At 71.0% G+C, this 26,240-nt stretch carries 18 protein-coding genes and 1 tRNA gene; 6 read left to right on the top strand and 13 right to left on the bottom strand.

From position 1 onward, the window contains the following. Nucleotides 1–2 precede the first annotated feature (2 nt). Complete coding sequence (gene rpsA / locus HPT28_RS21555; RefSeq protein WP_219092836.1) at nucleotides 3–1,502, bottom strand: 30S ribosomal protein S1; 1,500 nt, start codon at nucleotides 1,500–1,502, stop codon at nucleotides 3–5. Between the two features lie 385 nt (nucleotides 1,503–1,887). Between rpsA and HPT28_RS21550 the strand changes: the two genes are divergently transcribed. Together HPT28_RS21550 and hrpB are read left to right on the top strand one after the other, a co-directional pair. After that, the gene (locus HPT28_RS21550) at nucleotides 1,888–2,784 is read left to right on the top strand and encodes a class I SAM-dependent methyltransferase (RefSeq protein WP_219092835.1); all 897 of its coding nucleotides are present in this window, start codon (nucleotides 1,888–1,890) and stop codon (nucleotides 2,782–2,784) included. 6 nt (nucleotides 2,785–2,790) lie between these two features. Next, nucleotides 2,791–5,340, top strand: coding sequence for an ATP-dependent helicase HrpB (gene hrpB / locus HPT28_RS21545; RefSeq protein WP_219092834.1), 2,550 nt, complete (start codon nucleotides 2,791–2,793; stop codon nucleotides 5,338–5,340). A gap of 7 nt (nucleotides 5,341–5,347) precedes the next feature. On the opposite strand, the gene HPT28_RS27770 is transcribed toward hrpB, so the two are convergent. Then, nucleotides 5,348–6,976, bottom strand: coding sequence for a hypothetical protein (locus HPT28_RS27770; RefSeq protein WP_219092833.1), 1,629 nt, complete (start codon nucleotides 6,974–6,976; stop codon nucleotides 5,348–5,350). Nucleotides 6,977–7,153: 177 nt separating this feature from the next. Next, a complete protein-coding gene (gene polA, locus HPT28_RS21535; RefSeq protein ID WP_219092850.1) occupies nucleotides 7,154–9,823 on the bottom strand; it encodes a DNA polymerase I in 2,670 nt (889 codons plus the stop codon). A 199-nt stretch (nucleotides 9,824–10,022) separates the two neighbouring features. Between polA and HPT28_RS21530 the strand changes: the two genes are divergently transcribed. Together HPT28_RS21530 and HPT28_RS21525 are read left to right on the top strand one after the other, a co-directional pair. Then, nucleotides 10,023–12,308, top strand: coding sequence for an FdhF/YdeP family oxidoreductase (locus HPT28_RS21530; protein ID WP_219092832.1), 2,286 nt, complete (start codon nucleotides 10,023–10,025; stop codon nucleotides 12,306–12,308). 80 nt (nucleotides 12,309–12,388) lie between these two features. After that, nucleotides 12,389–12,841 (top strand): PaaI family thioesterase, encoded by a 453-nt coding sequence (locus HPT28_RS21525; RefSeq protein ID WP_219092831.1) that lies wholly within the window; start codon nucleotides 12,389–12,391, stop codon nucleotides 12,839–12,841. Nucleotides 12,842–12,907: 66 nt separating this feature from the next. Here HPT28_RS21525 and HPT28_RS21520 read toward each other — a convergent pair whose 3' ends face one another. The 6 genes from HPT28_RS21520 to HPT28_RS21495 form a co-directional block, all read right to left on the bottom strand. Further along, on the bottom strand, nucleotides 12,908–13,675 hold the full coding sequence (locus HPT28_RS21520) for an ABC transporter ATP-binding protein (RefSeq protein WP_219092830.1): 768 nt from the start codon (nucleotides 13,673–13,675) through the stop codon (nucleotides 12,908–12,910). Beyond that, nucleotides 13,672–14,703, bottom strand: coding sequence for an ABC transporter ATP-binding protein (locus tag HPT28_RS21515; RefSeq protein ID WP_219092829.1), 1,032 nt, complete (start codon nucleotides 14,701–14,703; stop codon nucleotides 13,672–13,674). Before HPT28_RS21515 ends, HPT28_RS21520 begins: the two co-directional genes overlap by 4 nt. Next, nucleotides 14,700–16,061 (bottom strand): branched-chain amino acid ABC transporter permease, encoded by a 1,362-nt coding sequence (locus tag HPT28_RS21510; protein ID WP_219092828.1) that lies wholly within the window; start codon nucleotides 16,059–16,061, stop codon nucleotides 14,700–14,702. The genes HPT28_RS21515 and HPT28_RS21510 overlap by 4 nt, the downstream gene beginning before the upstream one ends. After that, a complete protein-coding gene (locus HPT28_RS21505) occupies nucleotides 16,058–16,981 on the bottom strand; it encodes a branched-chain amino acid ABC transporter permease (protein ID WP_219092827.1) in 924 nt (307 codons plus the stop codon). The genes HPT28_RS21510 and HPT28_RS21505 overlap by 4 nt, the downstream gene beginning before the upstream one ends. A gap of 207 nt (nucleotides 16,982–17,188) precedes the next feature. Then, nucleotides 17,189–18,349, bottom strand: a complete 1,161-nt coding sequence (locus HPT28_RS21500; protein WP_219092826.1) for a branched-chain amino acid ABC transporter substrate-binding protein — start codon at nucleotides 18,347–18,349, stop codon at nucleotides 17,189–17,191. A gap of 294 nt (nucleotides 18,350–18,643) precedes the next feature. Then, nucleotides 18,644–19,318 (bottom strand): response regulator, encoded by a 675-nt coding sequence (locus HPT28_RS21495; protein ID WP_308119426.1) that lies wholly within the window; start codon nucleotides 19,316–19,318, stop codon nucleotides 18,644–18,646. Between the two features lie 97 nt (nucleotides 19,319–19,415). Between HPT28_RS21495 and HPT28_RS21490 the strand changes: the two genes are divergently transcribed. Continuing rightward, nucleotides 19,416–19,490, top strand: a tRNA-Leu gene (locus tag HPT28_RS21490). A 106-nt stretch (nucleotides 19,491–19,596) separates the two neighbouring features. Continuing rightward, on the top strand, nucleotides 19,597–20,382 hold the full coding sequence (locus HPT28_RS21485) for a helix-turn-helix domain-containing protein (protein WP_219092825.1): 786 nt from the start codon (nucleotides 19,597–19,599) through the stop codon (nucleotides 20,380–20,382). Nucleotides 20,383–20,411: 29 nt separating this feature from the next. On the opposite strand, the gene pyk is transcribed toward HPT28_RS21485, so the two are convergent. The 4 genes from pyk to HPT28_RS21465 form a co-directional block, all read right to left on the bottom strand. Further along, a complete protein-coding gene (gene pyk, locus HPT28_RS21480) occupies nucleotides 20,412–21,833 on the bottom strand; it encodes a pyruvate kinase (protein ID WP_219092824.1) in 1,422 nt (473 codons plus the stop codon). Nucleotides 21,834–21,941: 108 nt separating this feature from the next. Then, nucleotides 21,942–23,291 carry a glutamine synthetase family protein gene (locus HPT28_RS21475; protein ID WP_219092823.1) on the bottom strand — a complete coding sequence of 450 codons (1,350 nt, stop codon included), beginning with the start codon at nucleotides 23,289–23,291 and terminating at the stop codon, nucleotides 21,942–21,944. Continuing rightward, nucleotides 23,288–25,075, bottom strand: coding sequence for an IucA/IucC family siderophore biosynthesis protein (locus HPT28_RS21470; RefSeq protein WP_219092822.1), 1,788 nt, complete (start codon nucleotides 25,073–25,075; stop codon nucleotides 23,288–23,290). The genes HPT28_RS21475 and HPT28_RS21470 overlap by 4 nt, the downstream gene beginning before the upstream one ends. Continuing rightward, nucleotides 25,072–26,240: MFS transporter (locus HPT28_RS21465; protein ID WP_219092821.1), on the bottom strand; the 1,169-nt coding region annotated here is incomplete at its 5' end. The genes HPT28_RS21465 and HPT28_RS21470, both read right to left, overlap by 4 nt.

Below are 26,240 nucleotides of genomic sequence, written 5' to 3'. Positions count from 1 at the left end.
GGTCAGCTCTGGCCGCCGGCCAGCTTCTCCCGCAGTGCGGCGAGGGCCTCGTCGGAGGCCAGCGCACCGGAGTCGTCAGCGGACTCCGAGGAGTACGAACCGCCGCCGCCCTGGCCGCTGGGAGCGGCACCGGCGCCGGCACCCTCGGCCTCGGCCTGGGCGTCCGCCTCGCGGGACTTGATGACCTGGGCCTGGTGCTGCTCGAAGCGGGCCTGGGCAACCGCGTACTGGTTCTCCCACTCCTCGCGCTGCTTCTCGTACCCCTCCAGCCAGTCGTTCGACTCGGGGTCGAAGCCCTCGGGGTAGATGTAGTTGCCCTGGTCGTCGTAGGACGCCGCCATGCCGTACAGCGTGGGGTCGAACTCGACGGCCATCGGGTCGGCGCCGAAGGACTCGTTGGCCTGCTTCAGCGAGAGGCTGATGCGGCGGCGCTCCAGGTCGATGTCGATGACCTTGACGAAGATCTCGTCGTTGACCTGGACGACCTGCTCCGGGATCTCGACGTGGCGCTCGGCCAGCTCGGAGATGTGGACCAGACCCTCGATGCCCTCGTCGACGCGGACGAACGCACCGAACGGCACCAGCTTGGTGACCTTGCCGGGCACGACCTGGCCGATCTGGTGCGTGCGGGCGAACTGCTGCCACGGGTCTTCCTGGGTCGCCTTCAGCGACAGGGAGACGCGCTCGCGGTCCATGTCGACGTCCAGGACCTCGACCGTGACCTCCTGGCCGACCTCGACGACCTCGGACGGGTGGTCGATGTGCTTCCAGGACAGCTCGGAGACGTGCACCAGGCCGTCCACGCCACCCAGGTCCACGAAGGCACCGAAGTTGACGATGGAGGAGACGACGCCGGAGCGCACCTGGCCCTTCTGCAGGGTGGTGAGGAAGGTCTGGCGGACCTCGCTCTGGGTCTGCTCCAGCCAGGCGCGGCGGGACAGGACCACGTTGTTGCGGTTCTTGTCCAGCTCGATGATCTTGGCCTCGAGCTCCTTGCCCACGTAGGGCTGCAGGTCCCGCACGCGGCGCATCTCGACCAGGGACGCGGGGAGGAAGCCGCGGAGGCCGATGTCGAGGATGAGACCACCCTTGACGACCTCGATGACGGTACCGGTGACGATCCCGTCCTCTTCCTTGATCTTCTCGATCGTGCCCCAGGCCCGCTCGTACTGGGCACGCTTCTTCGACAGGATCAGGCGGCCTTCCTTGTCCTCCTTCTGGAGAACCAGGGCCTCGATCTCGTCGCCGACGGCCACGACCTCGTTCGGGTCCACGTCGTGCTTGATCGACAGCTCACGGGAAGGGATGACGCCCTCGGTCTTGTAACCGATGTCGAGCAGGACCTCGTCCCGGTCGACCTTCACGATGACGCCGTCGACGATGTCGCCGTCGTTGAAGTACTTGATCGTCTCGTCGATCGCGGCGAGGAAGGCTTCCTCGGAACCGATGTCGTTGACCGCAACCTGCGGGGTGGTCACGGTGGTCTCGGTGCTGCTCGTCATGTGGTAAAGGGCTCCGGTACGGACACAGAAGTCGTAGGTACTGCTACGCCGTGAGCCCTTATCGCACCGCCGAAGCCGGACAGCCTGAGAGGCGCTTCCCCGTTTTCCGAAAGCACCTCGACAACCGAGGGGACATACAACAGATGCGAGCGTGACCTGCTCCGTCCGAGGTCCGCAGGCCCGCAGCGCAACTTGTAGCATACGGCCGCATCCGGGCACGGTCAATGCGCGATTGCGACACGAGGGGCGGATGGGGCGAAACCGCCATCCTCGACACCCCGGCCGACGCGCATCGCAGTGTGCTCATCAGCACTCCGCACGTACAAGTGGCCTCAGCCTATCGTTACGGTCGCCACAGGAGAACGACGGGGTGCGGGGAGACGACATGGATGCGGACGTGCACGACGGGGCCTTGGACGACGCCCTCGGCGGGAGCGCCGTCGGGGCCTCCGGCGCCGGCTCGGACGCCGGCTCGGACGACGGCTCGGACGACGGCGAGGCCGTGCGACGCACCGTCGGCGAGGCCGAGAGCAGCCGCGCCAGCCGGCTCTGGTGGGACCGCAACGCCGACGCCTACCAGAACGAGCACGGCGCCTTCCTCGGCGACGACCGCTTCCTGTGGGGCCCCGAGGGACTGACCGAGGACGAGGCCCGGCTCCTGGGCCCGCCCGAGCGGCTCGCCGGGGCGCGGGTCCTGGAGATCGGCGCGGGCGCCGCCCAGTGCTCACGCTGGCTGGCCGCCCGCGGCGCCCGCCCCGTCGCCCTGGACGTCTCCCACCGGCAGCTCCAGCACGCCCTGCGCATCGGCGCCGAGGGCATCGGCCTGGTCGAGGCGGACGCCGGGGCCCTCCCCTTCCCGGACCACAGCTTCGACCTGGCCTGCTCCGCCTACGGTGCGATCCCCTTCGTCGCCGACCCGGTCGCCGTCTTCCGCGAGGTGCGGCGCGTGCTGCGGCCCGGGGGCCGCTGGGTCTTCAGCGTCACCCACCCCATCCGCTGGGCCCTGCCCGACGAGCCCGGCCCCGAGGGGCTGACCGTCTCCGCCTCCTACTTCGACCGCACCCCCTACGTCGAGCAGGACGAACAGGGCCGGGCCCAGTACGTCGAACACCACCGGACCCTGGGCGACCGGGTCCGCGACATCTCCGCCGCCGGGCTCCGGCTCACCGACCTCGTCGAACCCGAGTGGCCCGCGTGGAACGGGCAGGAGTGGGGCGGCTGGTCGCCGCTGCGCGGCTCCCTCATCCCCGGCACCGCCGTCTTCGTCTGCGAGCGGGACTGACGCCCGATGACCACAGAGACGAGAACGGCCCGTCTGCGAGAGCAGGCCCGCGACCTTCCCGTCGCCCAGGCGCTGCCCACCCTGCGCGAGGCGCTCGCCGAGGCGCGCGGCGCCGTGCTGTGCGCCCCTCCCGGCTCCGGGAAGACGACCCTGGTTCCGCTGGCGCTCGCCGGGCTCCTCGACGACGGCCCCGCGCGCCGCGTCGTCGTGGCCGAGCCCCGCCGCATCGCGGCGCGGGCGGCGGCCCGGCGCATGGCCTGGCTGCTGGGCGAGGGCGTGGGCGGCCGGGTCGGCTACACCGTGCGCGGCGAACGGCGCGCCGGACCGGACACCCGGGTGGAGGTCGTCACCACCGGCGTACTGCTCCAGCGCCTCCAGCGCGACCAGGAGCTGCGCGGGGTCGACACCGTCATGCTCGACGAGTGCCACGAGCGGCACCTCGACGCCGACACCACGGCCGCGTTCCTGCTGGACGTGCGGGCGACGCTGCGCCCGGAGCTGGAGCTCGTCGCGGCCTCGGCCACCACCGACGCCCAGGGCTGGGCCGGGCTGCTGGACGCCCCCGTGGTGGCCGCGGAGGGCCTCAGCCACCCCGTCGACGTCGTGTGGGCGCCCCCGGCCGCCCCCGTCGCCCCGCCGCACGGCATGCGCGTGGACCCAGCCCTGCTCAGCCATGTGGCCGCCGTCGTCCGCCGAGCCCTGCGGGAACGTTCCGGCGACGTCCTGTGCTTCCTGCCCGGCGTCGGGGAGATCGGCCGCGTCGCCGCGGCGCTGGACGACCTCGACGGCCTCGACGTCGACGTGCTCCAGGTCCACGGCCGGGCCCGGGCCGAGACCCAGGACGCCGTACTGGCCGGTCCCGGGGCCGGGGGGCGGCGCCGCGTGGTCCTCGCCACCGCCGTCGCCGAGTCCAGCCTCACCGTGCCCGGCGTCCGCGTCGTCGTGGACGCCGGACTCGCCCGCGAGCCGCGCACCGACCACGCCCGCGGCCTCAGCGCCCTCACCACCGTCCGGGCCTCCCAGGCCGCGGCCCGGCAGCGCGCCGGACGGGCCGGGCGGGAGGCGCCGGGCACCGTGTACCGCTGCTGGGCCCAGGCCGAGGACGCCCGCCGCCCCCGCTTCCCCCAGCCGGAGATCGCCGTCGCGGACCTGACCGCCTTCGCCCTCCAGGCCGCCTGCTGGGGCGAGCCCGGCGGCCACGGCCTCGCGCTGCTGGACCCGCCGCCCGGCGGGGCCATGGCCGCCGCGGGGGACGTGCTGCGGGCCGTCGGCGCGGTCGACCCGGCCGGCCGGGCCACCCCGCGCGGCACCGCCATGGCCCGCCTCGGCCTCCACCCCCGGCTCGCCCGCGCCCTGCTCGACGGCGCCCGTCTCGTCGGCCCCCGCGCCGCCGCGGACGCCGTCGCGCTCCTCAGCGAGGAGCCGCCCCGCGAGCTCGGCCGCGACCTGGCCGACGCGCTGCGCGCCGTCCCCCGTGGCCGGACCGCCGGACCCGCGGACTACGCCGCCCGCTGGCGGCGGGAGGCCGAGCGCCTGCGCCGCGCGGTCGCCGACCTCCCCGAGCCGGGTGCTTCCGGGGCCGCCGGTGCGGCGGACGACGCGGCGGCCACCGTCGTCGCCCTCGCCTACCCCGAACGGGTCGCGCGCCGCCAGGGACCCGCGGGGGCGGGCGGCAGCTACCTCATGGCCTCCGGCACCCGGGTCGAGGTCGACGCGCCGCACGGCGGCGCCCCCTGGCTGGCCGTGGCGGTGGCCGACCGGCCCGCGGGGGCCGCCTCCGCACGCGCCCGCCTGGTGACCCCCGTCGACGAGGACACCGCGCGCCACGCCGCCGCGGCCCTGTACCGGGAAGAGGACGACGTCACGTTCGACGCCCAGCGCTCGACCGTCACCGCCCGCCGCGTCACCCGGCTCGGCGCCATCGAGCTCTCCACGCGACCGTTGTCCCGCCCCGAGCCCGAGCGGCTCCGGCACGCTCTGCTGGGCGCCCTGCGCACCGAGGGCCTCGGCCTGCTGCGCTGGCCCGAGCCCGCCCGGGCCCTGCGCCTGCGGCTCGCCTTCCTCCACCGGGAGCTCGGCTCCCCCTGGCCCGACGTCGGCGACGACGCGCTCCTGGCCGACGCCGACACCTGGCTGACCGGCGAGCGGCTCGACACCGTCGACACCCTCGCCCTCCTGCGCTCCCTGCTGCCCTGGGCGGGCGGGGAGGCGGCCCGGCTGGACGATCTCGCCCCGGAGCGCATCGAGGTGCCCTCCGGCTCGCGGATCCGGGTCGACTACTCCGGTGAGCGGCCCGTCCTCGCCGTCAAGCTTCAGGAACTGTTCGGCTGGACGGACACCCCGCGGCTGGCAGGCGGCCGCGTCCCGCTGCTCGTGCACCTGCTCTCGCCCGCCGGGCGGCCCGCCGCCGTCACCGCCGACCTCGCCTCGTTCTGGGCCGAGGGCTACCACGCCGTACGAGCCGAACTCCGCGGCCGCTACCCCCGGCACCCGTGGCCCGAGGACCCGACGACGGCTCAGGCCACCCGGCGCGCCAAGCCGCGGCACCGCGGATAGGCGCGGATCACTCGGTGCGGGCGGCCTCCTCGGACCGGGCGGCGTCGTCAGAGCCCGCCCCGGAGTCGCCCGTGCCGCCGGTGGCCCCGGCCTCGTCGGCGGGCCGCTCGCCGTCGCGGGGCTGCTCGTCCTCCTCCGGAGTGTCCCCGTCGGCGCCCTCGCAACCGTCCTCCGGGTCCTCGGCGTCGGGATCCTCGGCGTCCGGGTCCTCGGCGTCGGGGTCGTCCGGGGCCTCGCCGTCACCATCGGGGTCCTCGGCGTCCGGGTCCTCCGGATCACCGCCGTCACCGTCGGGGTCCGTCGTCTCCGGGTCCTCGGATTCCGGGTCTTCCGAGGATTCGTCGGTGCCCTCGCCGGGCTCCTCCGGCTCCTCGCCGGGCTCCTCGGTGTCCGGGTCCTCGGGGGCGACGGGGCACTCGCCCGGCTCGTCCGGCTCCTCCGGGTCCTCGGGCTCCTCGCCCGGCTCGTCCGGGTCCTCGGGCTCCTCACCCGGCTCGTCCGGGTCCTCGCCGGGCTGGTCCGGGTCCTCCTCCGGGTCCTCGTCTCCGGGCGTGTCGCCGTCGGGCTTCTCCTCCGGCGGCGTGTTCGGCCCGCTGTCGGGGCCGTCCTCGTCGTCCTCGGGCGCCTCGCCGGTACCGTCCTCGGAGTCCTCGTCGGGCGGCACGTCGCCGTCCGGGTCCCGGTCGCCCTTGCCCGGAGGCTTCGGGGCGTCGCTCGCCTCGTCCTTGCCCGGCTCCGGGTCGGGCTTCGGCTCCAGCTTCTCCTTCGGCTGCTCCTGTTGCTGCTTCGGCTGCTCGTCGTCCGCCGGGCGGACGGCGGGCTTGTCCGGGTTGCCGGCGCCCGGGGAGTCGGGGAGCTCGCCGCTGCCGTCGGGCACCTCGTGGACGCCCTTGCGGTAGAACTCCAGCCAGGACAGGACGGTGTGCAGGTAGTCGCGGGACCTGTTGTAGCTGAGGATGGCCCGCTCGAGGTCCGCCGCGTTCGACAGGTCCCGGCCGCCGGCGCACAGGTAGCGCCCGGCCGCGAGGGCGGCGTCGAAGATGTTCTCCGGGTTCCGGGCGCCGTCGCCGTTGGCGTCGGCGCCCCAGGTGGCCCAGGTCGAGGGGATGAACTGCATGGGCCCGACGGCCCGGTCGTAGGCCGCGTCGCCGTCGAAGGCGCCGCCGTCGGTGTCCGTGATGCGCGCGAAGCCGTTGCCGTCCAGCCGGGGCCCGCGGATGGGCTCGACCGTCGTGCCGCGCGCGTCGACGGCGCCGCCCCGGGCGTGCCCGGACTCCACCTTGCCGATGGCCGCGAGCAGTTGCCAGGGGAGGTTGCAGCCGGGCTGCTCGCCTCGCAGGGTGCTCTCCGCCTGCTGATAGGCACTCAGGACCGTGGCGGGGATGCCCGCCTCGGCGGCACCGGTGACGACGGGCTCGTCCGCGTCGTCGGAGTGCCCCGGGCGCCCGGAGGGGTCGGGGGACTCCAGCGGCGGAAGCTCGGTGTGGTAGGGGCCGTTGCCGTCGGCCGAGGGGGTGTCCTCCGCTCCGCGCGCGGGGTCCTCGGCCGAGGGCCCGGCGAGCGGCAGCGGTATGCCCGGCGCCTGCGACGCGGTGAGGGCCACCATGGCTGCCGCCGCGACGGCCGTGGCGCTCACGCCCCTGCGAATCCTGCCCCCGGTACGACCGGACATATGGCCGTTTCCTCCCCTGTCGCCCACATGGTCGCGCTGACCGTCAAGTCCCTGCCGTCGCGGTCAGCGAAGTGACCATACGGCACCCCGGGGCCCGTGGTCACGCCTTCGGGCCCCGGGGCGTCAGACTTCGCCCGGCTGTCAGTGGGCCGCCGACTCCCAGTCGGGCCCCACCCCCACGGACACGTCCAGCGGGGCGCGCAGTTCCACCGCGCCCGCCATCTCCCGTCGCACCAGCTCCTCGACGGCCTCGCGTTCGCCCGGGGCGACTTCGAGCACGATCTCGTCGTGCACCTGGAGCAGCATCCGGGAGGAGAGGTCCTCCCGGCGCAGCGCCTCGTCCACCCGCAGCATGGCGATCTTGACGATGTCGGCGGCGGTGCCCTGGATCGGGGCGTTGAGCGCCATCCGCTCGGCCATCTCTCGACGCTGCCGGTTGCTGGAGTTGAGGTCCGGAAGGTAGCGGCGGCGGCCCAGCATCGTGTTGGTGTAGCCGACGGCGCGAGCCTCCTCCACCGCGTGGCGCAGATAGTCCCGTACGCCGCCAAAGCGCTCGAAGTAGGTGTCCATCAGCCCGCGCGCCTCCTCGGGGCTGATGCCCAGCTGCTGGGACAGCCCGAACGCGGAGAGCCCGTAGGCCAGGCCGTAGGACATCGCCTTGATCTTGCGCCGCATCTCGGCGTCGACCTGCTCGGGGGCGACGCCGAACACCTGCGAGGCGACGGTGGTGTGGAGGTCCTCCCCGGAGGTGAACGCCTCGATGAGCCCCTCGTCCTCCGACAGGTGCGCCATGACCCGCAGCTCGATCTGGCTGTAGTCGGCCGTCATCAGCGACTCGAAGCCCTCGCCCACGACGAACGCGCGGCGGATCGCGCGACCCTCGTCGGTGCGCACCGGGACGTTCTGCAGGTTCGGCTCGGTCGAGGACAGTCGGCCGGTGGCGGCGACCGTCTGGCTGAAGGTGGTGTGGATGCGCCCGTCCGCGCCGATCGTCTTGATCAGCCCCTCGACGGTGGCGCGCAGCTTGGACTGCTCCCGGTAGCGCAGCATCAGCACCGGCAGCTCGTGATCCGTCTGCGTCGCCAGCCACGCCAGCGCGTCGGCGTCGGTCGTGTAGCCCGTCTTCGTCTTCTTCGTCTTCGGCAGGCCCAGCTCGCCGAAGAGGACCTCCTGGAGCTGCTTGGGCGAGCCCAGGTTGAACTCGTGGCCGACGGCGGCGTGCGCCTCCCGCACGGCCTGCTGGGCCGCGTCCGCGAACTGCTGCTCCAGGCCTCCCAGCCACGCGCGGTCCGCCGCGATCCCGGCGCGCTCCATGCGGGACAGCAGCTCCGAGACGGGCAGCTCCATCTCCGCCAGCAGCCGGGCGGCCCCCACCTCGGCCAGCCGCTCCGCGAACGCCTCGCCCAGGTCCAGCACGGTGCGGGCCTGCCCCATCAGGGCGTCGGCCTGCTCCTGCTCGTCGGCCCCCAGCGCCAGCTGCCCCGAGGCGCCCTCGGCGGGCTGCGGCAGCTCACGGCCCAGGAACTCGATGCTGAGCGTCTCCAGCGCGAAGCTGCGACGGCCGGGCTGCACCAGATAGGCGGCCAGCGCCGGGTCCGTCGTGATGCCCTCGACCCGCCAGCCGTGCTCGGCGAACACCCGCTGCGTGGCCCGGGCGTTGTACACCACCTTGGGCCGCTCGGCGTCCGCCAGCCAGGCCGCGAACGCCTGCTCGTCCGCGGCGTCCAGCGTGGCCGGGTCGAACCAGACGGCCGGGCCCTCCGCCGTGGCGAGCGCGACCTCGCTGACCTGGCCCGCCCCCAGCCGCCAGTCGTCCACCGACACCAGGCCCAGCGGACGGCCCGCCGGGGGCGCGTGCCCGGCCAGCCACGGTGCCAGCTCCCCGCCCCGCAGCACCCGCCCGTCCAGCTCCACGCCCGCGGCCGGGGCCTCCTGCTCGGCCTCGGCGGCGGCCGGGTCGACGGCGAACAGCCGCTCCCGGAAATTGGGGTTGCGGATCTCCAGCACGTCCAGCAGCGAGGTCAGCGCCTCACGGTCGTAGCCCGCGCGCTCCAGCTCCGGCGGGCCGCAGGGCAGCTCGATGTCCCGCACCATCTCCGTCAGCCGCCGGTTGAGCTTGACCGCCTCCAGGTGATCCCGGAGGTTCTGCCCGGCCTTCGTCTTGATCTCGTCCGCCCGGGCCACCAACGCGTCGAACGAGCCGAACTGGGTGATCCACTTGGTGGCCGTCTTCTCCCCCACACCCGGGATGCCGGGCAGATTGTCCGACGGGTCGCCCCGCAGTGCCGCGAAATCCGGGTACTGGGCGGGCTCCAGCCCGTACTTCTCCCGCACCTTCTCCGGAGTGAACCGCGTCAGCTCCGAGACCCCCTTCGTGGGATAGAGCACCGTGACCCGGTCCGAGACGAGCTGGAAGCAGTCCCGGTCGCCGGTGACGATGGAGACCTCGAAGCCCTCCGCCTCCGCCTGCGTGGCCAGGGTGGCGATCACGTCGTCCGCCTCGAAGCCCTCCACCGCGAACCGCTTGACCCGCATCGCGTCCAGCAGCTCGCCGATCAGCTCCACCTGCCCGCGGAAGCCGTCCGGCGTCTTCGAACGGTTCGCCTTGTACTCGGCGAACTGCTCCGCCCGCCACGTCTTGCGCGAGACGTCGAACGCCACCGCGAAGTGCGTGGGAGCCTCGTCGCGCAGCGTGTTCGACAGCATCGACACGAACCCGTACACCGCGTTCGTCGTCTGCCCCGTGGTGGTGGAGAAGTTCTCCTCCGGCAGAGCGAAGAACGCCCGGTAGGCCAGCGAGTGCCCGTCCATGAGCAGCAGCTTCCGCGCACCGCCCCGCTCCGCCTGCTCCTGTACCGCCACGCCGCCTGCCCGCCTGCTCTGCTCGTCCTTTGCCACGCCCCCGATCCTGCCACGCCCCACCGACAACCCCGAGCCGCACCGCCCCCTCCACGCCGCCCCTCCGCGCCGGGCACGACCGGCCCGCCCGCACGCGTGGCAGGATCGGACCATGACGCGTGCCACTCCGTCCTCCTCCGGCGACCCCGTCCAGGACGCCCCCAGCGTCCGGCCCCCGCGGCGCTCCGCGGCCGGACTGCCCGCCATCGGCCACGCCCTGCGCATGGCGCACCGGGAGATGGGCGTCAAACGCAGCGCGCTCACCCTCCTGCGGGTGAACCAGAAGGAGGGCTTCGACTGCCCGGGCTGCGCCTGGCCCGAGGACGAGCGCCGGCACGCCGCCGAGTTCTGCGAGAACGGTGCCAAGGCCGTCGCCGAGGAGGCCACCCGCGCCCGCGTCACCCCCGCCTTCTTCGCCCGTCACACCGTCGCCAAACTCGCCGAGCGCTCCGGCTACTGGCTCGGCAAGCAGGGCCGCATCACCCAGCCCGTCTACCTCGCCAAGGGCGCGGACCACTACCAGCCGGTGAGCTGGACGCAGGCCTTCGGCATCATCGCCGACGAGCTGCGCGCCCTCGACTCCCCCGACGAGGCCGTCTTCTACACCTCGGGCCGCACCAGCAACGAGGCCGCCTTCCTCTACCAGCTCTTCGCCCGCGAGTTCGGCACCAACAACCTGCCCGACTGCAGCAACATGTGCCACGAGTCCTCCGGCACCGCCCTGACCGAGACCCTCGGCGTGGGCAAGGGCAGCGTCCTCCTGGAGGACCTCCACCAGGCCGAGCTCATCATCGTCGCCGGCCAGAACCCCGGCACCAACCACCCCCGCATGCTCACCGCCCTGGAGAAGGCCAAGCAGGGCGGGGCCCGCATCATCACCGTCAACCCGCTGCCCGAAGCCGGGATGGAGCGCTTCCGCAACCCCCAGACCGCCCGCGGCCTCGCCGGTACCGGCACCCCGCTCACCGACCTCTTCCTCCAGATCCGCATCGGCGGCGACCAGGCCCTCTTCCGCCTCCTCAACAAGCTCGTCCTGGAGACCCCCGGCGCCGTCGACCAGGAGTTCGTCGACGCCCACACCGACGGCTACGAAGACCTGGTCAAGGCCGCCGCCGAGACCGGCTGGGAGGAGACCCTCACCGCCACCGGACTGGAGCGCTCCCGCATCGAGGAAGCCCTGCGCATGGTGCTGGAATCGCAGCGCATCGTCGTGTGCTGGGCCATGGGACTGACCCAGCACAAGCACGCCGTCGCCACCATCCGCGAAGTCGTCAACCTCCTCCTGCTGCGCGGCGCCGTCGGCCGCCCCGGCGCCGGGGTGTGCCCCGTACGCGGCCACAGCAACGTCCAGGGCGACCGCACCATGGGCATCGTCGAACGCCCGGCCCCCGCCTTCCTCGACGCCCTGGAGAGCGAGTTCGGCTTCGCCCCGCCCCGGGAACACGGCCTCGACACCGTCGAGTCCATCCGCGCCCTGCGCGACGGACGCGCCCAGGTCTTCTTCGCCATGGGCGGCAACTTCGTCGCCGCCTCCCCCGACACCCGCGTCACCGAGGACGCGATGCGGCGCGCCCGCCTGACCGTCCACGTCTCCACCAAGCTCAACCGCTCACACGTCGTCACGGGCTCCCGGGCCCTCATCCTGCCCACCCTCGGCCGCACGGAACGCGACGTCCAGGCCGCCGGCGAGCAGTTCGTCACCGTCGAGGACTCCATGGGCATGGTCCACGCCTCCCGCGGCACCCTCGAACCCGCCGGCGAACACCTCCTGTCCGAACCCGCCATCGTCGCCCGCCTCGCCCGCCGCGTCCTCGGCACCGCCAGCACCACGCCCTGGGAGGACTTCGAGCGCGACTACAGCCTCGTGCGCGACCGCATCGCCCGCGTCATCCCCGGCTTCGAGGACTTCAACACCCGCATCGCCCGGCCCGGAGGCTTCACCCTCCCCCACGCCCCCCGCGACGAACGCCGCTTCCCCACCGCCACCGGCAAGGCCCGCTTCACCGCCGCCCCCGTCGAACACCCCCACCTGCCCGAGGGCCGGCTGCTCCTGCAGACCCTGCGCTCCCACGACCAGTACAACACCACCATCTACGGCCTCGACGACCGCTACCGCGGCATCAAGGACGGCCGCCGCGTCGTCCTCGTCCACCCCGACGACGCCGTTGCCCTCGGCCTGGCCGACGGCACGTACGCCGACCTCACCAGCGAATGGCACGACGGCACCGAACGCACCGCCCCCGGGTTCCGCGTCGTCCACTACCCCACCGCGCGCGGGTGCGCCGCCGCCTACTACCCCGAGACCAACGTCCTCGTCCCGCTCGACGCCACCGCCGACGGCAGCAACACCCCCGCCAGCAAGTCCATCGTGATCCGACTCACCCCCACCGGCGGTTGAGCAACCGCTTAGCATCGGGACGGCAACCGCCCCACCGGGCGCCACCACCACGCCGACAACGATCGGAGCCGCACAACGCCATGGGCGAGAACACCACCACCCGCTTCCCCCAGGACGTCCTCGACCAGTGGTCCGGACTCGGCATCGACCTGCCCACCCTCTTCTCCGCCGGCCACCTCGGTGACCGCATGGGCCTGAAGATCCTCGAAGCCGCCCCCGACCGCGTCGTCGGCACCCTCCCCGTCGAGGGCAACACCCAGCCCTACGGACTCCTGCACGGCGGCGCCTCCGCCGTCCTCGCCGAGACCCTCGGTTCCGTCGGCGCCATGCTCCACGGCGGCCCCGGCAAGGTCGCCGTCGGCGTGGACCTCAACTGCACCCACCACCGCGGCCTGCGCTCCGGACTCGTCACCGGCACCGCCACCCCCGTCCACCGCGGACGCACCACCGCCACCTACGACATCGCCATCACCGACGAACAGGACCGGCGCGTGTGCACCGCCCGCCTCACCTGCCTCCTGCGCGACGCCTGACCCCCGAACACGGGCGAGGGGCCGGGCACCATGTGGTGCCCGGCCCCTCGCCCGTTCACGCCGGCCTCAGGCCGCGCCCTCGCCCAGGTAGGCCTCCCGCACCCGCGGATCGGCCAGCAGCGACGACGCCTCACCCGACATCGCCACCGCACCCGTCTCCAGCACGTAGCCGCGGTCGGCCAACTGCAGCGCCTGCGAAGCGTTCTGCTCCACCAGCAGCACCGTCGTGCCCTGCTCGTTGATCTCCTTCAGGATGTCGAAGATCTGCTGCACGATCAGCGGCGCCAGACCCATCGAGGGCTCGTCCAACAGCAACAGCTCCGGCTTGCCCATCAGCGCACGGCCGATCGCCAGCATCTGCTGCTCACCGCCGGACAGCGTCCCGCCCAACTGCGACTTGCGCTCGTGCAGCCGCGGAAAGAGCGAGTACACCCGGTCCATGGCGTCCCGGTCGGGAGACCGGAACCGGTAGGCCCCCATCTCCAGGTTCTCCTTGACCGTCATGCGCGCGAAGACCCGACGGCCCTCGGGCACATGCCCGATCCCGAACTGCACCAGGTCGTGCGACTTGATGCCGTCCACCCGCTCGCCGTGCAGCAGCACCTGCCCCGAGCGCGGCGACAGCATCCCCGACGCGGTCCGCAGCGTCGTCGACTTCCCGGCACCGTTCGCACCGAGCAGCGCCACGACCTCGCCCTCGTGCACCGACAGGTCGATGCCCTTCAGCGCCTCGATCGCGCCGTAGAACACCCGCAGATCACGCAACTCCAGCACCGGAGTGCCGCCCGGCACATCCCGCACCGGCTCCTTCGTCAACTCCGTGGTGCCGCTCATTCGTCATCCTTCCGCGGCCGCTCGTCGGCCTTCCGCAGCCGCCCCTCGGCCTCCTCGCCGTCACGCGCCCCGGGGACCTCCGCGGAGCCCTCCGGCTCCCCGTCGTCCTCCCCGGACTCCGGGCCCGTCCCGGACTCGGGCTCGGCCTCCGTCCCGGACTCCACACCGGCCTCGGACGCCTCGTCCGAGGCCGCCGGAGCACCGAGATAGGCCTCCACCACCGCCGGATCACGCTGCACCTCGGACGGCGTCCCCTCGGCGATCTTCTTGCCGAAGTTGAGCACCATCACCCGGTCCGCCACCGACATCACCAGGCGCATGTCGTGCTCGATCAGCAGCACGCTCACCCCCAGCTCCCGGTTGATCCGCCGGATCAGCTCCTCCAGCTCCAGCTTCTCCGTCGGGTTCGTCCCCGCCGCCGGCTCGTCCAACAGCAGCACCTGCGGGTCCGTCGCCAGCGCCCGGGCGATCTCCAGCCGCCGCTGGTCGCCGTAGCTCAGCGACCCCGCCAGCTCGTTGATCTTCCCCAGCAGGCCCACGAACTCCAGCACCTCGTGCGCCCTGCGGTCACTGGTCCGCTCGGCCCGCCGGGCGTTCGGCAACCCCAGCATGATCGACACCGGATCGGCCCTCAGCCGCGTCTCCGCCGCGATCTTCACGTTCTCCAGCGCCGTCAGCGCCCCGAACAGCCGGATGTTCTGGAACGTCCGCGCCAGCCCCAGACGGTTCACCAGATGCGGCTTACGCGCCCGCAGCTCGTGCTCACCGCCGTCCGCGGGCCGGTACGTGATCCGGCCCTCCTGCGGAACGTAGGCACCCGTCAGGGAGTTGAACAGCGACGTCTTCCCGGCACCGTTCGGCCCGATCACCGCCAGGATCTCGCCCCGGCGCATGACCACCTCGACGCCGTCCAGGCTCGTCACACCGCCGAACCGCAGGGTGACGCCACTCGCGTCCAGCACCAGGTCCCCGGCATCCGGCTCCGGTCGGCCACCGGGCCCCCGGTCCTTGATCACCTCGGTCGTCATGACTGCTCGCCTCCCACCGGCTTCGTCGCCGGCGCCGCGTCCACGTCGCCGCTCTGCGCCATCTTCAACTCACGCGAACGACGCCGCGACGGAATCACACCCTGCGGCCGGTAGATCATCATGATCACCAACAGCACGCCCAGGTACATGTACCGGTCCTTCGGGTCCACGACGTCCCGCAGCGCCTCCGGCAGCCACACCAGGAACGCCGCACCGAACAACACGCCGACCAGCGAACCCATACCGCCGAAGATGACGTACGCGAGCACCAGCACGGACAACAGGATGATGAAGTTCTCCGAGTTGATGTACCCCACCTTCGAGGCATAGGCCACACCCGCCACACCCGACGTCGACGCACCGATCGCGAACGCCATCAGCTTGTAGCGCACCGTGTCCACGCCCGTCGACGCGGCCGCGATCTCGTCCTCACGGATCGCCGTCCACGCCCGGCCGACCTTCGAGTGCTCCAGCCGCACGAAGAAGTACACCGTGACCGCGATGAACCCCAGCAACAGGTAGTAGTACGGCATCGGATCGATGACGCCCCACTCGTACGACCAGAAACCCAGATCCAGCGAGAACCGGTCCACCTTCGCGCCACCGGTACCGCCCGTGACGCCATCCAGGTTCTTCGCCGTCAGATACACGATCTCGTGGAAGCCCAGCGTCACGATCGCGAGATAGTCACCGCGCAACCGCAGCGTCGGCGCACCCAGCAGCACACCCGCCACCAGACACGTCACGATCGCCACCGGGATCACCGCGAAGTTGTTCAACTCCATCGGCGGCGCCACCGGCAGCGCACCCGTCCAGTACGCCGCGCTGTACGCCCCGATCGCGAAGAACGCGATGAAGCCCAGGTCCAGCATCCCGGCCCAGCCGATCACGACGTTCAGGCCGATCGCCACCAGCACGTAGATCGCGATCTGGTCCACCAGCACCGTCTGCCAGTACCGGTCCACCGTCGACGGCAGGAACACCGCCAGCACCGCCAGACCACCCAGCACGCCATAGCGCACCCGCCGGTCGCTCCAGCACCGCCGCACCCACGCCCGCGGACCGTGCGCCGCGCCCCTGGCCGCCTCGGTCGCCGTCCTCACCTGCGGCGCCGCGAACTCGCGCACCGCCCACACACCGACCGTCACCGCCAGCCAGATCCACGGCGCCGGACCGGTGAAGTCCTCCTCCAGCGCGTAGAACAGATCACGCTGACTGCCCTGCACTCCGGTGACCATCGTCGCCAGCAGCGCCAACGCGATCATCGCGCCCAAACGCTTCCACCGCGGCTGCTGGTACCAGCGCACCGTCCGCAACCGCTCCGCGACACCGCCGCGGACCATCGCCTCCGCGCTCATGCGGTCCTCCCAAGACGCTCACCCAGCAGGCCCGTCGGCCGGAACATCAACACCACGACCAGCACGGCGAAGCCCGCCACATAGCGCCACTCCTCGCCCCAGAAGTACACGGTGAGCGTCTCCACGATGCCCAGCACCATGCCACCGAGCATCGCCCCGCGCACATTGCCGATACCACCGAGAACCGCCGCCGCGAACGCCGTGATCCCCGGAAGGAAGCCCATCGTGTACACGACCTTGTTGTTCACCCCGAAGAGGAACCCCGCCGCGCCACCGAGCAGACCACCGATCACGAACGTGCGCGACACCACCTTGTCGATGTCCACACCCATCAACGAGGCCACTTCCGGGTCCTGCGCCACCGCGCGGATACCCGACCCCAGCTTCGTCCGGTTCACCACGTAGTCCAGGCCGATCATCATGCCCACCGCGGACACCACGATCAGGACCATCGTCACGCTCAGGTCCGCCCCGAACAGCGAGAACACCGTGTCGTTCTCGTACAGCTTCGGCATGGCCAGCGAATTGCGGCCGAAGAGCTTCCCCGCCAGGTTGTAGAGGAAGAACGACGCGCCGATCGCCGTGATCAGGAACACCAGCCGCGGCGCTTTGCGCCGTCTCAGCGGCCGGTAGGCGACCTTCTCCAGGCCATAGGCCACCACGCCACCGAACGCCGCACCCGCCAGCATGCCGACCACGACGTACAACACCGACGTCGCGCCCGACGGATCCGCGGGCGGAGCCCACACCGTCAGCGCCAGCAGACCACCGAAACCACCGAACATGAACACTTCGCTGTGCGCGAAGTTCAGAAGCTGAAGCACGCCGTAGACCAGCGTGTAACCAATGGCGATGACGGCATAAAGACAGCCGAGCACCACCCCTAGGACCAGGAAGTCCCAGAACTCGTTGAGGGACATCGAACGACTTCCTTATGGGAACGAGCCACCGCCCCGCACGTTCAGCACGGCCCCGGCAGCAGCGGAAGAAAAACGCGGACGGGCGAAACCCACACCCGAACCGTGGAACACCGGCCGGCGCAATGCACGCGCGCATCGCGCCGGCCGGATACCGGTCAGGAGACCGGCACAGAAGGCGAACCCGTCACCGGGCCCGCAGCCGGGGACTTACTCAGCGCCCAGCTCATCGATGTTCCCGACGTACCCGATCTTCTGGTCCTTGACCTCGTACAGGTAGATCGTCTGGTTCTTGAACTCGCCCTTGTCGTCGAACGAGAACGTCTTCGTCAGACCCTTGTACTCCACACCGCGCAGCGCCTCCATCAGCTTGTCGCTGTCGGAGTCCGCACCGCCCGTCTGCGCGACCTGCTCGATGATCATCTTGGCGACGTCATACGACTCGGCCGAGTAGGTGCCCGGAGCCTGGTTGAACTTCTTCTCGTAGTCGGTGGCGAACTTCTTCGTCGCCTCCTCCTGCGTCGGGTCCGTGCAGGGGCAGGTCAGCTTCCAGTCGTTGGCGGCATCGCCGGCCAGCTTCACGAAGCCCATGTCGTTCGAGCCGTCACCCGACATCGCGATGCCGTCGAAGCCCTCGCTGGCCAGCTTCTTCGCGAACGGACCGGCGTCCTCGTAGTAGCCCGCGTAGATCAGGCCGTCGGCCTTCTGACCCACCACGTTCTTCGCGGCGGCCGTGTAGTCCGGCGCCTTCTGCGGAACCGACTGGCGGACGACCTCGATCCCGACCGCCTTCAGCTCCTTCTCGGCCACATCCGCCAGGCCCACGCCGTAGTCGGTCTTGTCGTCCACGACGACGACCTTCTCGGCGTCCGTGGCCTGGTCGAAGTACTTCGCCATACCCGCACCCTGCGCCGAGTCGTTCGGCACCGCGCGCAGGAAGGTCCCATAGCCCTTCGTGGTCAGGTCCGGGCGCGTCGCCGACGAGGAAACCGCCGGAATACCCGCCTCCGCGTAGACTTCACCCGCCGTGTCGGCCGCACCGGAGAACGCCGGGCCGATCACCGCGATGGCACCCTCGGATATCGCCTTCTGCGCGGCGGCCGTCGCCTTGTCCGGCTTACCCTGGTCATCCGCCGGCAGGTACTCGACCTCGAAGTCGTAGTCACCCGAGGCATTCGCCTCCTCGATGGCCAGCTTGATGCCGTTCTCCATGTTCGTACCAAGCTGGACATTGTCACCGGAAAGGGGACCCTGGAAGGCAATCCGGATGGTGTCGCCACCACCGCCACCGCTGTCACTCCCGCAGCCCGTCAGGGCGAGAGCACCAACCGCCAACGGCGCGGCAAGCTTCAGAAAAGTCTTGTTGAGCACGTGTGGGAACCCCCTGGATCCGGCCCAGAACAGTTGGCAACCGCCGGAAGACGACCGGCGGGAGCAAGACCGCACGAACGTACGGCTGGCCCGGAATCTATGCCTCGCAGACGCAACCAAACAGAGAACCGCCACAGATGTGATGCGCCTGTGACCTGTGCCATGCGCCGAATTCAGGACGGTCCTTACCGCTCACCGAACGAACCAGGAAGATCTTTTCAACGCACACCCGAAGGACAAAAGAGAAGGAAGGGGCATAACGGACGTACCGCAGCCCCTCCCCCTCACCCGCCACTACTTCTTCGACTGGCGCTGCGCCTGCTTCTCCGCCGCATCCTCGATCACGGCCTCCGCCACCTGACGCATCGACAGCCGACGATCCATCGACGTCTTCTGAATCCACCGGAACGCCGCCGGCTCCGTCAGCCCGTACTCCGTCTGCAACAGCGACTTCGCCCGGTCCACCAGCTTCCGCGTCTCCAGCCGCTGAGTCAGGTCCGAGACCTCCGACTCCAGCTGCCTCAACTGCGCGAACCGCGACACCGCCATCTCGATCGCCGGCACCACGTCACTCTTGCTGAACGGCTTCACCAGATACGCCATCGCACCCGCGTCCCGCGCCCGCTCCACCAGCTCACGCTGCGAGAACGCCGTCAGCATCAGCACCGGCGCGATGCTGTCCTCCGCGATCTTCTCCGCCGCCGTGATCCCGTCCATCTCCGGCATCTTCACGTCCAGGATCACCAGATCCGGGCGATGCTCCCGCGCCAGCTCCACCGCGGTCCGGCCGTCCCCGGCCTCCCCCACCACGGTGTAGCCCTCCTCCTCCAGCATCTCCTTCAGATCCATCCGGATCAGCGCCTCGTCCTCCGCGATCACCACACGGGTCGTCGCAGGCGGCACATGCGCTTCAGCACCCTCGGGGGTGTCAGCCGGTGTGGGGTTCTCCGGGGCGTCAGCGGCGCTCACTGGTGCTCCTCGCATATCGAGCAGGTCGGGCCCCACGAGCCTATCTGTCTGCGGTAGGCTGGTGTCACCGCAGGGCCAACGAGCCTTGCATTCCAAGGCCCCGGTATTCCAACTGGTTAGAGAAGCGGTGCTCAAACCACCGACAGTGTGGGTTCGAATCCCACTCGGGGCACTTTGCCTTAGATTCCAAGGATTCGCCCTCGTGGTTGATCACTCGATTGGGTGACTCAGACCTCGAACGCACGTCGTGTTGGCTGGCCTGTCTGCAGCGTTGTGCCATGCACTCTCTCGAAACACGCACGCGGGCCATCACACTCGTGGACTCCGGGGCCCCCATCGCCGAAGCCGCCCGTATGCTCAGCGTGCCTAACGGCACCGTGTCCTGGTGGATTCACCAGGACCGCGCACGACGGAACACTCTGCCCGGACGACCCAAACGCCCGTGCCCCCGATGCGACGGCCGTCACCTGGAGGAACAGGCCTACTCCTACCTCCTCGGTCTGTATCTCGGTGACGGGCACATCGTCCATTACTCGGGCCATCGCTCACCGAACCTCATGATCACGTGCTCGGAAGCGTGGCCCGGGCTGATGGATGCATGCCATGCAGCAATGGCTGCGGTCTTCCCGCACAACTCTGTCTGCCGCGTCCGCAAGCAGGGTTGCCGCAACGTGAAGGTGTACTCCAACCATCTTCACTGTCTCTTCCCGCAGCATGGGCCAGGCAAGAAGCACGAGCGGCGGATCGCACTGGAGCCGTGGCAGCAGGACATCGTCGAGGCGCACCCCTGGGAGCTCCTCCGCGGGCTCATCCACTCGGACGGGTGCCGGATCACCAACTGGGCGACGCGCCAGGTGGGCGGCGTCCGGAAGCGGTACGAGTATCCGCGGTACTTCTTCACCAACACCTCGGCGGACATCATCCGCATCTACACGGACACGCTCACGCGCGTCGGGGTGGAGTGGCGTGCGTCTGCTCGCCATGGAGGGAGTGGCGTCAACGTCTCGGTCGCCCGCAGGGCGTCCGTCGCGTTGATGGACGCGCACGTGGGGCCGAAGTACTGAGCGGCGGCCTGGGCCGGGCGGCCGGAGCCTCAGTCCTCCCCGATGTGGTGGACGCGGACGAGGTTGGACGTGCCGGGGACGCCGGGCGGTGAGCCGGCGGTGATCACGACCATGTCCCCGCGCTCGCAGCGGCCGATCTTGAGGAGCTGCTCGTCGACCTGGTCGACCATCTCGTCCGTCGTGGCGACGGTGGGGCCGAGGAAGGTCTCTACGCCCCAGCTGAGGCAGAGCTGGGCGCGGGTGACGGGGTCGGGTGTGAAGGCGAGGAGGGGGATGGGCGAGCGGTAGCGGGACAGGCGGCGTGCGGTGTCGCCGCTCTGGGTGAAGGCGACGAGGAACCTGGCGCCGAGGAAGTCGCCGATGTCGGCGGCGGCGCGGGCGACGGAGCCGCCCTGGGTTCGGGGTTTGGTGCTGGGGCTGATGGGTGGGAGTCCGCGGGCGAGGATGTCCTGTTCGGCGGCGGTGATGATGCGGCCGGCGGTGCGCAGGGTCTCGACGGGGTGTTTGCCGATGCTGGTTTCGCCGCTGAGCATGATGGCGTCGGTGCCGTCGATGACGGCGTTGGCGACGTCGGAGGCCTCGGCGCGGGTGGGGCGCGAGTTCTCGATCATGCTGTCGAGCATCTGGGTGGCGACGATGACCGGTTTGGCGTTGCGCTTGGCGAGCTTGATGGCGCGTTTTTGCACCATGGGGACGTTTTCGAGGGGCATTTCGACGCCGAGGTCGCCGCGGGCGAGCATGAGTCCGTCGAAGGCGTGGACGATGTCCTGGAGGTTGTCGACGGCCTGGGGTTTTTCGATTTTGGCGATGACGGGCCGGTGGATGCCTTCGTCGCGCATGATGCGGTGGGCGGGGCGGACGTCGTCGGCGGTGCGGACGAAGGAGAGGGCGATGAGGTCGGCGCCGTGGTGGAGGGCCCAGCGGAGGTCTTCTTCGTCCTTGGCGCTGAGGGCGGGGACGGAGACGGCGACGCCGGGGAGGTTGAGGGTCTTGTGGTCGGAGACGAGGCCGCCCTGGATGACGGTGGTGTGGACGCGGGGGCCGTCGATGGCGGTGACGTGGAGGGTGACGCGTCCGTCGTCGATGAGGATGGTGTCGCCGGGGTTGGTGTCGGCGGCGAGGCCGGGGTAGGTGGTGCCGCAGAGGGTGTGGTCGCCGAGGGTGTGGTCGGTGGTGATGGTGAAGGGGTCGCCGCGTTCGAGGAGGACGGGGCCGCTTTCGAAGGCGCCGAGGCGGATTTTGGGGCCTTGGAGGTCGACGAGGATGCCGATGCTGCGTCCGGCGTGTTCGGCTGCTTGGCGGGCGTGGTGGATGAGTTGTTCGTGGTGTGCGTGGGTTCCGTGGCTGAGGTTGAGGCGGGCGATGTCCATGCCGCTCTCGACGAGGGAGCTGATCTGCTCGTAGGAGTCGGTGGCCGGTCCCAGGGTGCAGACGATTTTCGCTCGGCGCATGAGGTGAGCCTATGGCTTACCGGCTGGTAGCCCGCCGGGTTCAGATGGCGTGTGAATGTCGGTGGGGGTAAGGCTTGTTGACTTTTCGGGGTGGGGTGGGGGTGGTGGTCAGAGGCGTTCGAAGCCGCGTCGGCGTTCCCAGTCGGTGATGGCGCGTTCGAAGGTGGTGAGTTCGGTGCGGGCGGCTTGGGCGTAGTGGGTGGTGATGGTGTCGCCGAAGGTTTTGGTGACGAGTTCGCTGGTTTCCCAGTGGTGGAGGGCTTCGGTGAGTGTGGAGGGGAGTCGGGGGACGGTGGGGTCGGCGAGGGCGTTGTCGGGGTGGGGTTCGGGGAGGGGGAGTTGGTTTTCGATGCCGTGGAGGCCGGCGGCGATGAGGGCGGCGAGGGCGAGGTAGGGGTTGGCGTCTCCGCCGGGGACGCGGTGTTCGATGCGGAGGGAGTGGCCGCTGCCGATGACGCGGATGGGGCAGGTGCGGTTGTCGGTGCCCCAGGTGATGCCGGTGGGGGCGAAGGCACCGGGCTGGAGTCGTTTGTAGCTGTTGATGTTGGGGGCGAGGAGGAGGGTGAAGTCGGGGAGGGCGGCGAGTTGTCCGGCGATGAAGTGGCGCATGAGCGCTGACATGCCGTCGGGTGCGGTGGGGTCGGCGAGGACGGGGGTGCCGTCGGTGCCGCGGAGGGAGAGGTGGATGTGGCAGGAGTTGCCTTCGCCTTCGTCGTACTTGGGCATGAAGGTGATGGCGTGGCCCTCTTGGGCGGCGATGGTCTTGGTGCCGTGTTTGAAGAGGGTGTGGTGGTCGGCGGTGGTCATCGCCTCGTCGTAGCGGAAGACGATTTCGTACTGGCCGGGGTGGACTTCGGCGCGGGCGGTCTCCAGGGTGAGGCCGGCCTGGACCATCTCGCGGCGGATGCGCCGGAGCATGGGTTCGAGGTGGGTGGTGCCCTGGAGTGCGTAGTCGACGTTGTGCCGGGTGGCGGGGCGGAGCCGGTGGTAGTCGGCTTCGTGGGCCTCGGCGTAGGTGTCGTGGAAGGCGAGGAACTCGAGTTCGGTGCCGGCGTGGGCGGTGAGGCCGTGGGCGGCGAGGCGGTCGAGTTGCTGGCGGAGGATGTGGCGGGGGGCGATGGGGACGGGGGTGCCGTCGGGCCAGGTGGCGTCGGCGATGACGAGGGCGGTGGCTTCGTCCCAGGGGAGGGTGGTGTAGGTGGTTTCGTCGGGGTGGAGGAGGAAGTCGCCGAAGCCGGTGTTCCAGGCGTCGATGGCGTAGCCGGGGCCGGTGTTCATGTCGACGTCGGTGGCGAGGAGGTAGGTGCAGGCGCTGAAGCCGTCGGTGGCGGCTTCAGCGAGGAAGTGGGGGACGGCGAGGCGGCTGCCCTGGAGGCGTCCTTGGAGGTCGGGGAGGGCGACGATGACGTTGTCGATCTTCCCGGCGGCGTGGTCGGTGCGGAGCTGTTCGTAGGTCATGCCTGGTCCTGGGCGGTGGCGAGGGGGTTGGGGATGCGGCCGTGGGTGACGTCGAAGCCTTCGTCGCGTTCGGCGCGGTCGTGGAAGGCGCCGCCGAGGAGTTGTTCGCGGTTGAGGGCGACGCGGTCGAAGTCGGGGGCGAGGAGGCCGTAGGCGTCGGCGTTGTGGGTGTGCTGGGGGAAGCGCTGGTGGTAGTGCTCGATCTCGTTGCGGACGAGGGTCCAGAAGCGGGTTTCGGGGATGTCGAGGTGGTGTTCGAGGAGGGGGGCGAAGTAGCGGAAGTGGCCGGCGAAGACGGCGCTGAGGAGGGAGTGGGCGAGTTCGCCGGCGGGCCAGCGGAGGAGGACCTTGTCGGCGCGTTGGGTGAGGGTGGCGTAGGCGGGGTGGGGTTCGGGGAGGAGGTTGACGTCTTCGGCGAAGTCCTTGACGGCGATGCCGATGGGGGTGTCGGTGCGGTCGTAGAGGATGACGGTGTTCTCGCCGTGGGGGCAGAAGGCGACGCCGTAGGCGTAGAGGTGGTGCAGGAGTCCGGGCAGGAGGGCGTGCAGGAGGTGGCGGAGCCAGTCCTCGGGGTGGCGGCCTGAGCGGTGGACGAGTTCGGTGACGAGGGCGCGGTCGTCGCTGCCGGTGGTGAGGAGGGCGGCCATGGTGCGGGCGCGTTCGCCGTCGTTCAGGTGGGTGTGGACGGGTTCGCGCCAGACGGCGCCGAGGAGCTCGTGGTAGCGGTAGGGGGCGTCGTGGACGGCGTGGTAGAGGGGGTGGTGGACGGAGACGGCGGCGACTTCGCCGAGGGGGTGGAAGCGGAGTTCTTCGCTGAGGTAGGGGTCGCCGGCGCGGAGGGTGTGGAGCCAGTGGCTGATGTCGGGGGCGGCGTGGGTGGGTTCGGTGGACAGGCCGCGCCAGACGAGGGTGTTGCGGATGAGGAGGGGGACCTTGACGTTGCGGCGGTGGGGGTGGTCGAGGTTGGCGAGGGTGCGGATGGACTGGAGGGGGCGGTAGCGGTCGGGGCTTTCGCCGAGGCGGACGATGCGGCCGTCGGCGCGGTAGGGGGCGAAGAGGGTTTCGACGGCTTCGTCCCAGTGGAAGGGGTGGACGGGGAGCCAGGTGTAGTCGGCGGGGTCGTGGCCGGTGGTGGTGCAGGCCTTTTCGAGGGCGGCGGTGTACTGGCTGCGGGTGTGGGGGTCGAGTTCTTCGGTGAGGAGGGTGTCGGCGTCGAGGCCGGGGGTGCCGCTGTAGGTGGCGAGGCTGGTGTGGATGGCGGCCCAGATGAGGCGTATGTCCCCGGCGGCTTCGGGGGTGTAGGTGGCGGCGTCGTGGGCGGAGAAGCCGAGGCGTCCCTTGTTGAGGAGCATGCAGGGGTGGCCGTCTTGGTGGGCTTCGAGGTCGAGGTGGTCGAGGTCGGCGAGGTGGGCGGCGGTGTGGCGGCGGGTGAGGGCGGTGGCGTCGGCCTGGCGGGTGGCGGTGAGTTCGCGGAGGATTTCGGCGGTGGTGGGGCCGTCCCAGCCGAGCGTGGGGCGGGCGTCGAGGAGGAGTTGTTCGGGGCCGGTTTCGCCGTCGGGCTGGGGGTGGCGGGTGGGGGTGCTGGTGAGGTGCCAGGTGCCGAAGGTGCCGCGGGTGGCGGTGAAGGTCCAGTGGATGCCGTCGTGGAAGGTGAGGCGGTAGGTGTCGGGCTGGTCGCCGACGGCGTGGGGGGTGAGGAGTTCTTCGTAGGCGAATTCCTCGATGGCCTTGGTGAGCAGCCTCTGTCCTGCCTGTGCCCAGGTGGCGGGGGTGGGGCGGTTCATGCGTGGGTGTCCTTCGGGTCGTGGGTGGTGGTGCGGCTGCGCGTGAGGAGGGTGAGGAGGGCTGCGGCGGTGAGGGCTGCGGCGGCGATGCCGAGGGGGAGCGCGAGGTCGTGGCTTGCGGCGGCGGCTGCGGTGAGGGGGGCGGCGATGAGGGCGGCGGAGCGGAAGGTCTCGACGGCGGTGAAGGCGGGGCCGGCGGTGCCCGTGGCGCGGAACATGCGGAGTTCGACGGCGATTTGGGCCAGTCCGAGGCCGAGGCCGAAGAGGATGCGTCCGGCGGCGAGGGTGGCCAGGCCGGGGGCGAGGTACTGGACGGCGAGTCCGGCGGCGGTGACGGCGAGGGCGGCGGGGAGGAGGTGGGGTCCGTAGCGGCCGAGGCAGTGGCGGGCTGCGGGGAGGGTGGCGAGGGCGGCGATGGAGGGGAGGAGGAAGAGGGCGGCGGCGATGGTGGTGCTGGTGCCGAGTTGGGTGGCGTGGGTGGTGAAGAAGGGGCGGGAGACGCTGATGGCGAAGTCGAAGGCGATGCCGATGAGGGCGGCGGTGGCCAGGAGGAGGAGCCAGGTGCGGCGGGGGGTGTCGTGGTGGGCGCGTTCGCCGGGTTCGGGGGCGGGGAGGTGGCGCAGGGTGCGCAGGAGGAGGGCGAAGAGGAGGAGGTCGAGGAGGGCGAAGGCGGATATGCCGAGGCGGGGTTCGGGGAGGGCGAGGACGGCGGCGCCGGTGGCGGTGGCGGCGATGGAGGCGATGTGGAAGACGGCGACGATGGCCCGGATTCCGGCGAGGCGGGCGGTGTCGCTGTCGGGTTGGCCTTCGGTCGCGTGGCGGCTGTATTCGCTGATGAGGGCGGGGTAGGCGAGGAGGAGGGAGCAGTTGGCGGCGACGGAGGCGGCGGAGAGTGCGGTGAAGGCGGTGTAGGTGGGGGCGAGGCCGAGGGCGAGGTCGCAGGCGGCGGAGGCGAGCAGGCCGATGAGGACGAGGCGTTGGGGTGGCCAGCGGCGGGCGGCGAGGCCCCACAGGGGGAGGGCGGCGAGGCCGATGATGCGGCAGATCCACAGGTAGTAGCCGGTGGCGCTGGTGTCGGTGATGTCGTAGAGACGGGTGAAGAGTTGGGGGAGGAAGGGGGCGAGGGCGGTTTCGGCGACGAGGTAGAGGGCGATGACGGCGATGA

Origin of the sequence: Streptomyces sp. JJ38, assembly GCF_019303475.1 — a bacterium.
Taxonomy (GTDB): domain Bacteria; phylum Actinomycetota; class Actinomycetes; order Streptomycetales; family Streptomycetaceae; genus Streptomyces.
This window is presented reverse-complemented; position numbering and strand designations above follow the sequence as displayed.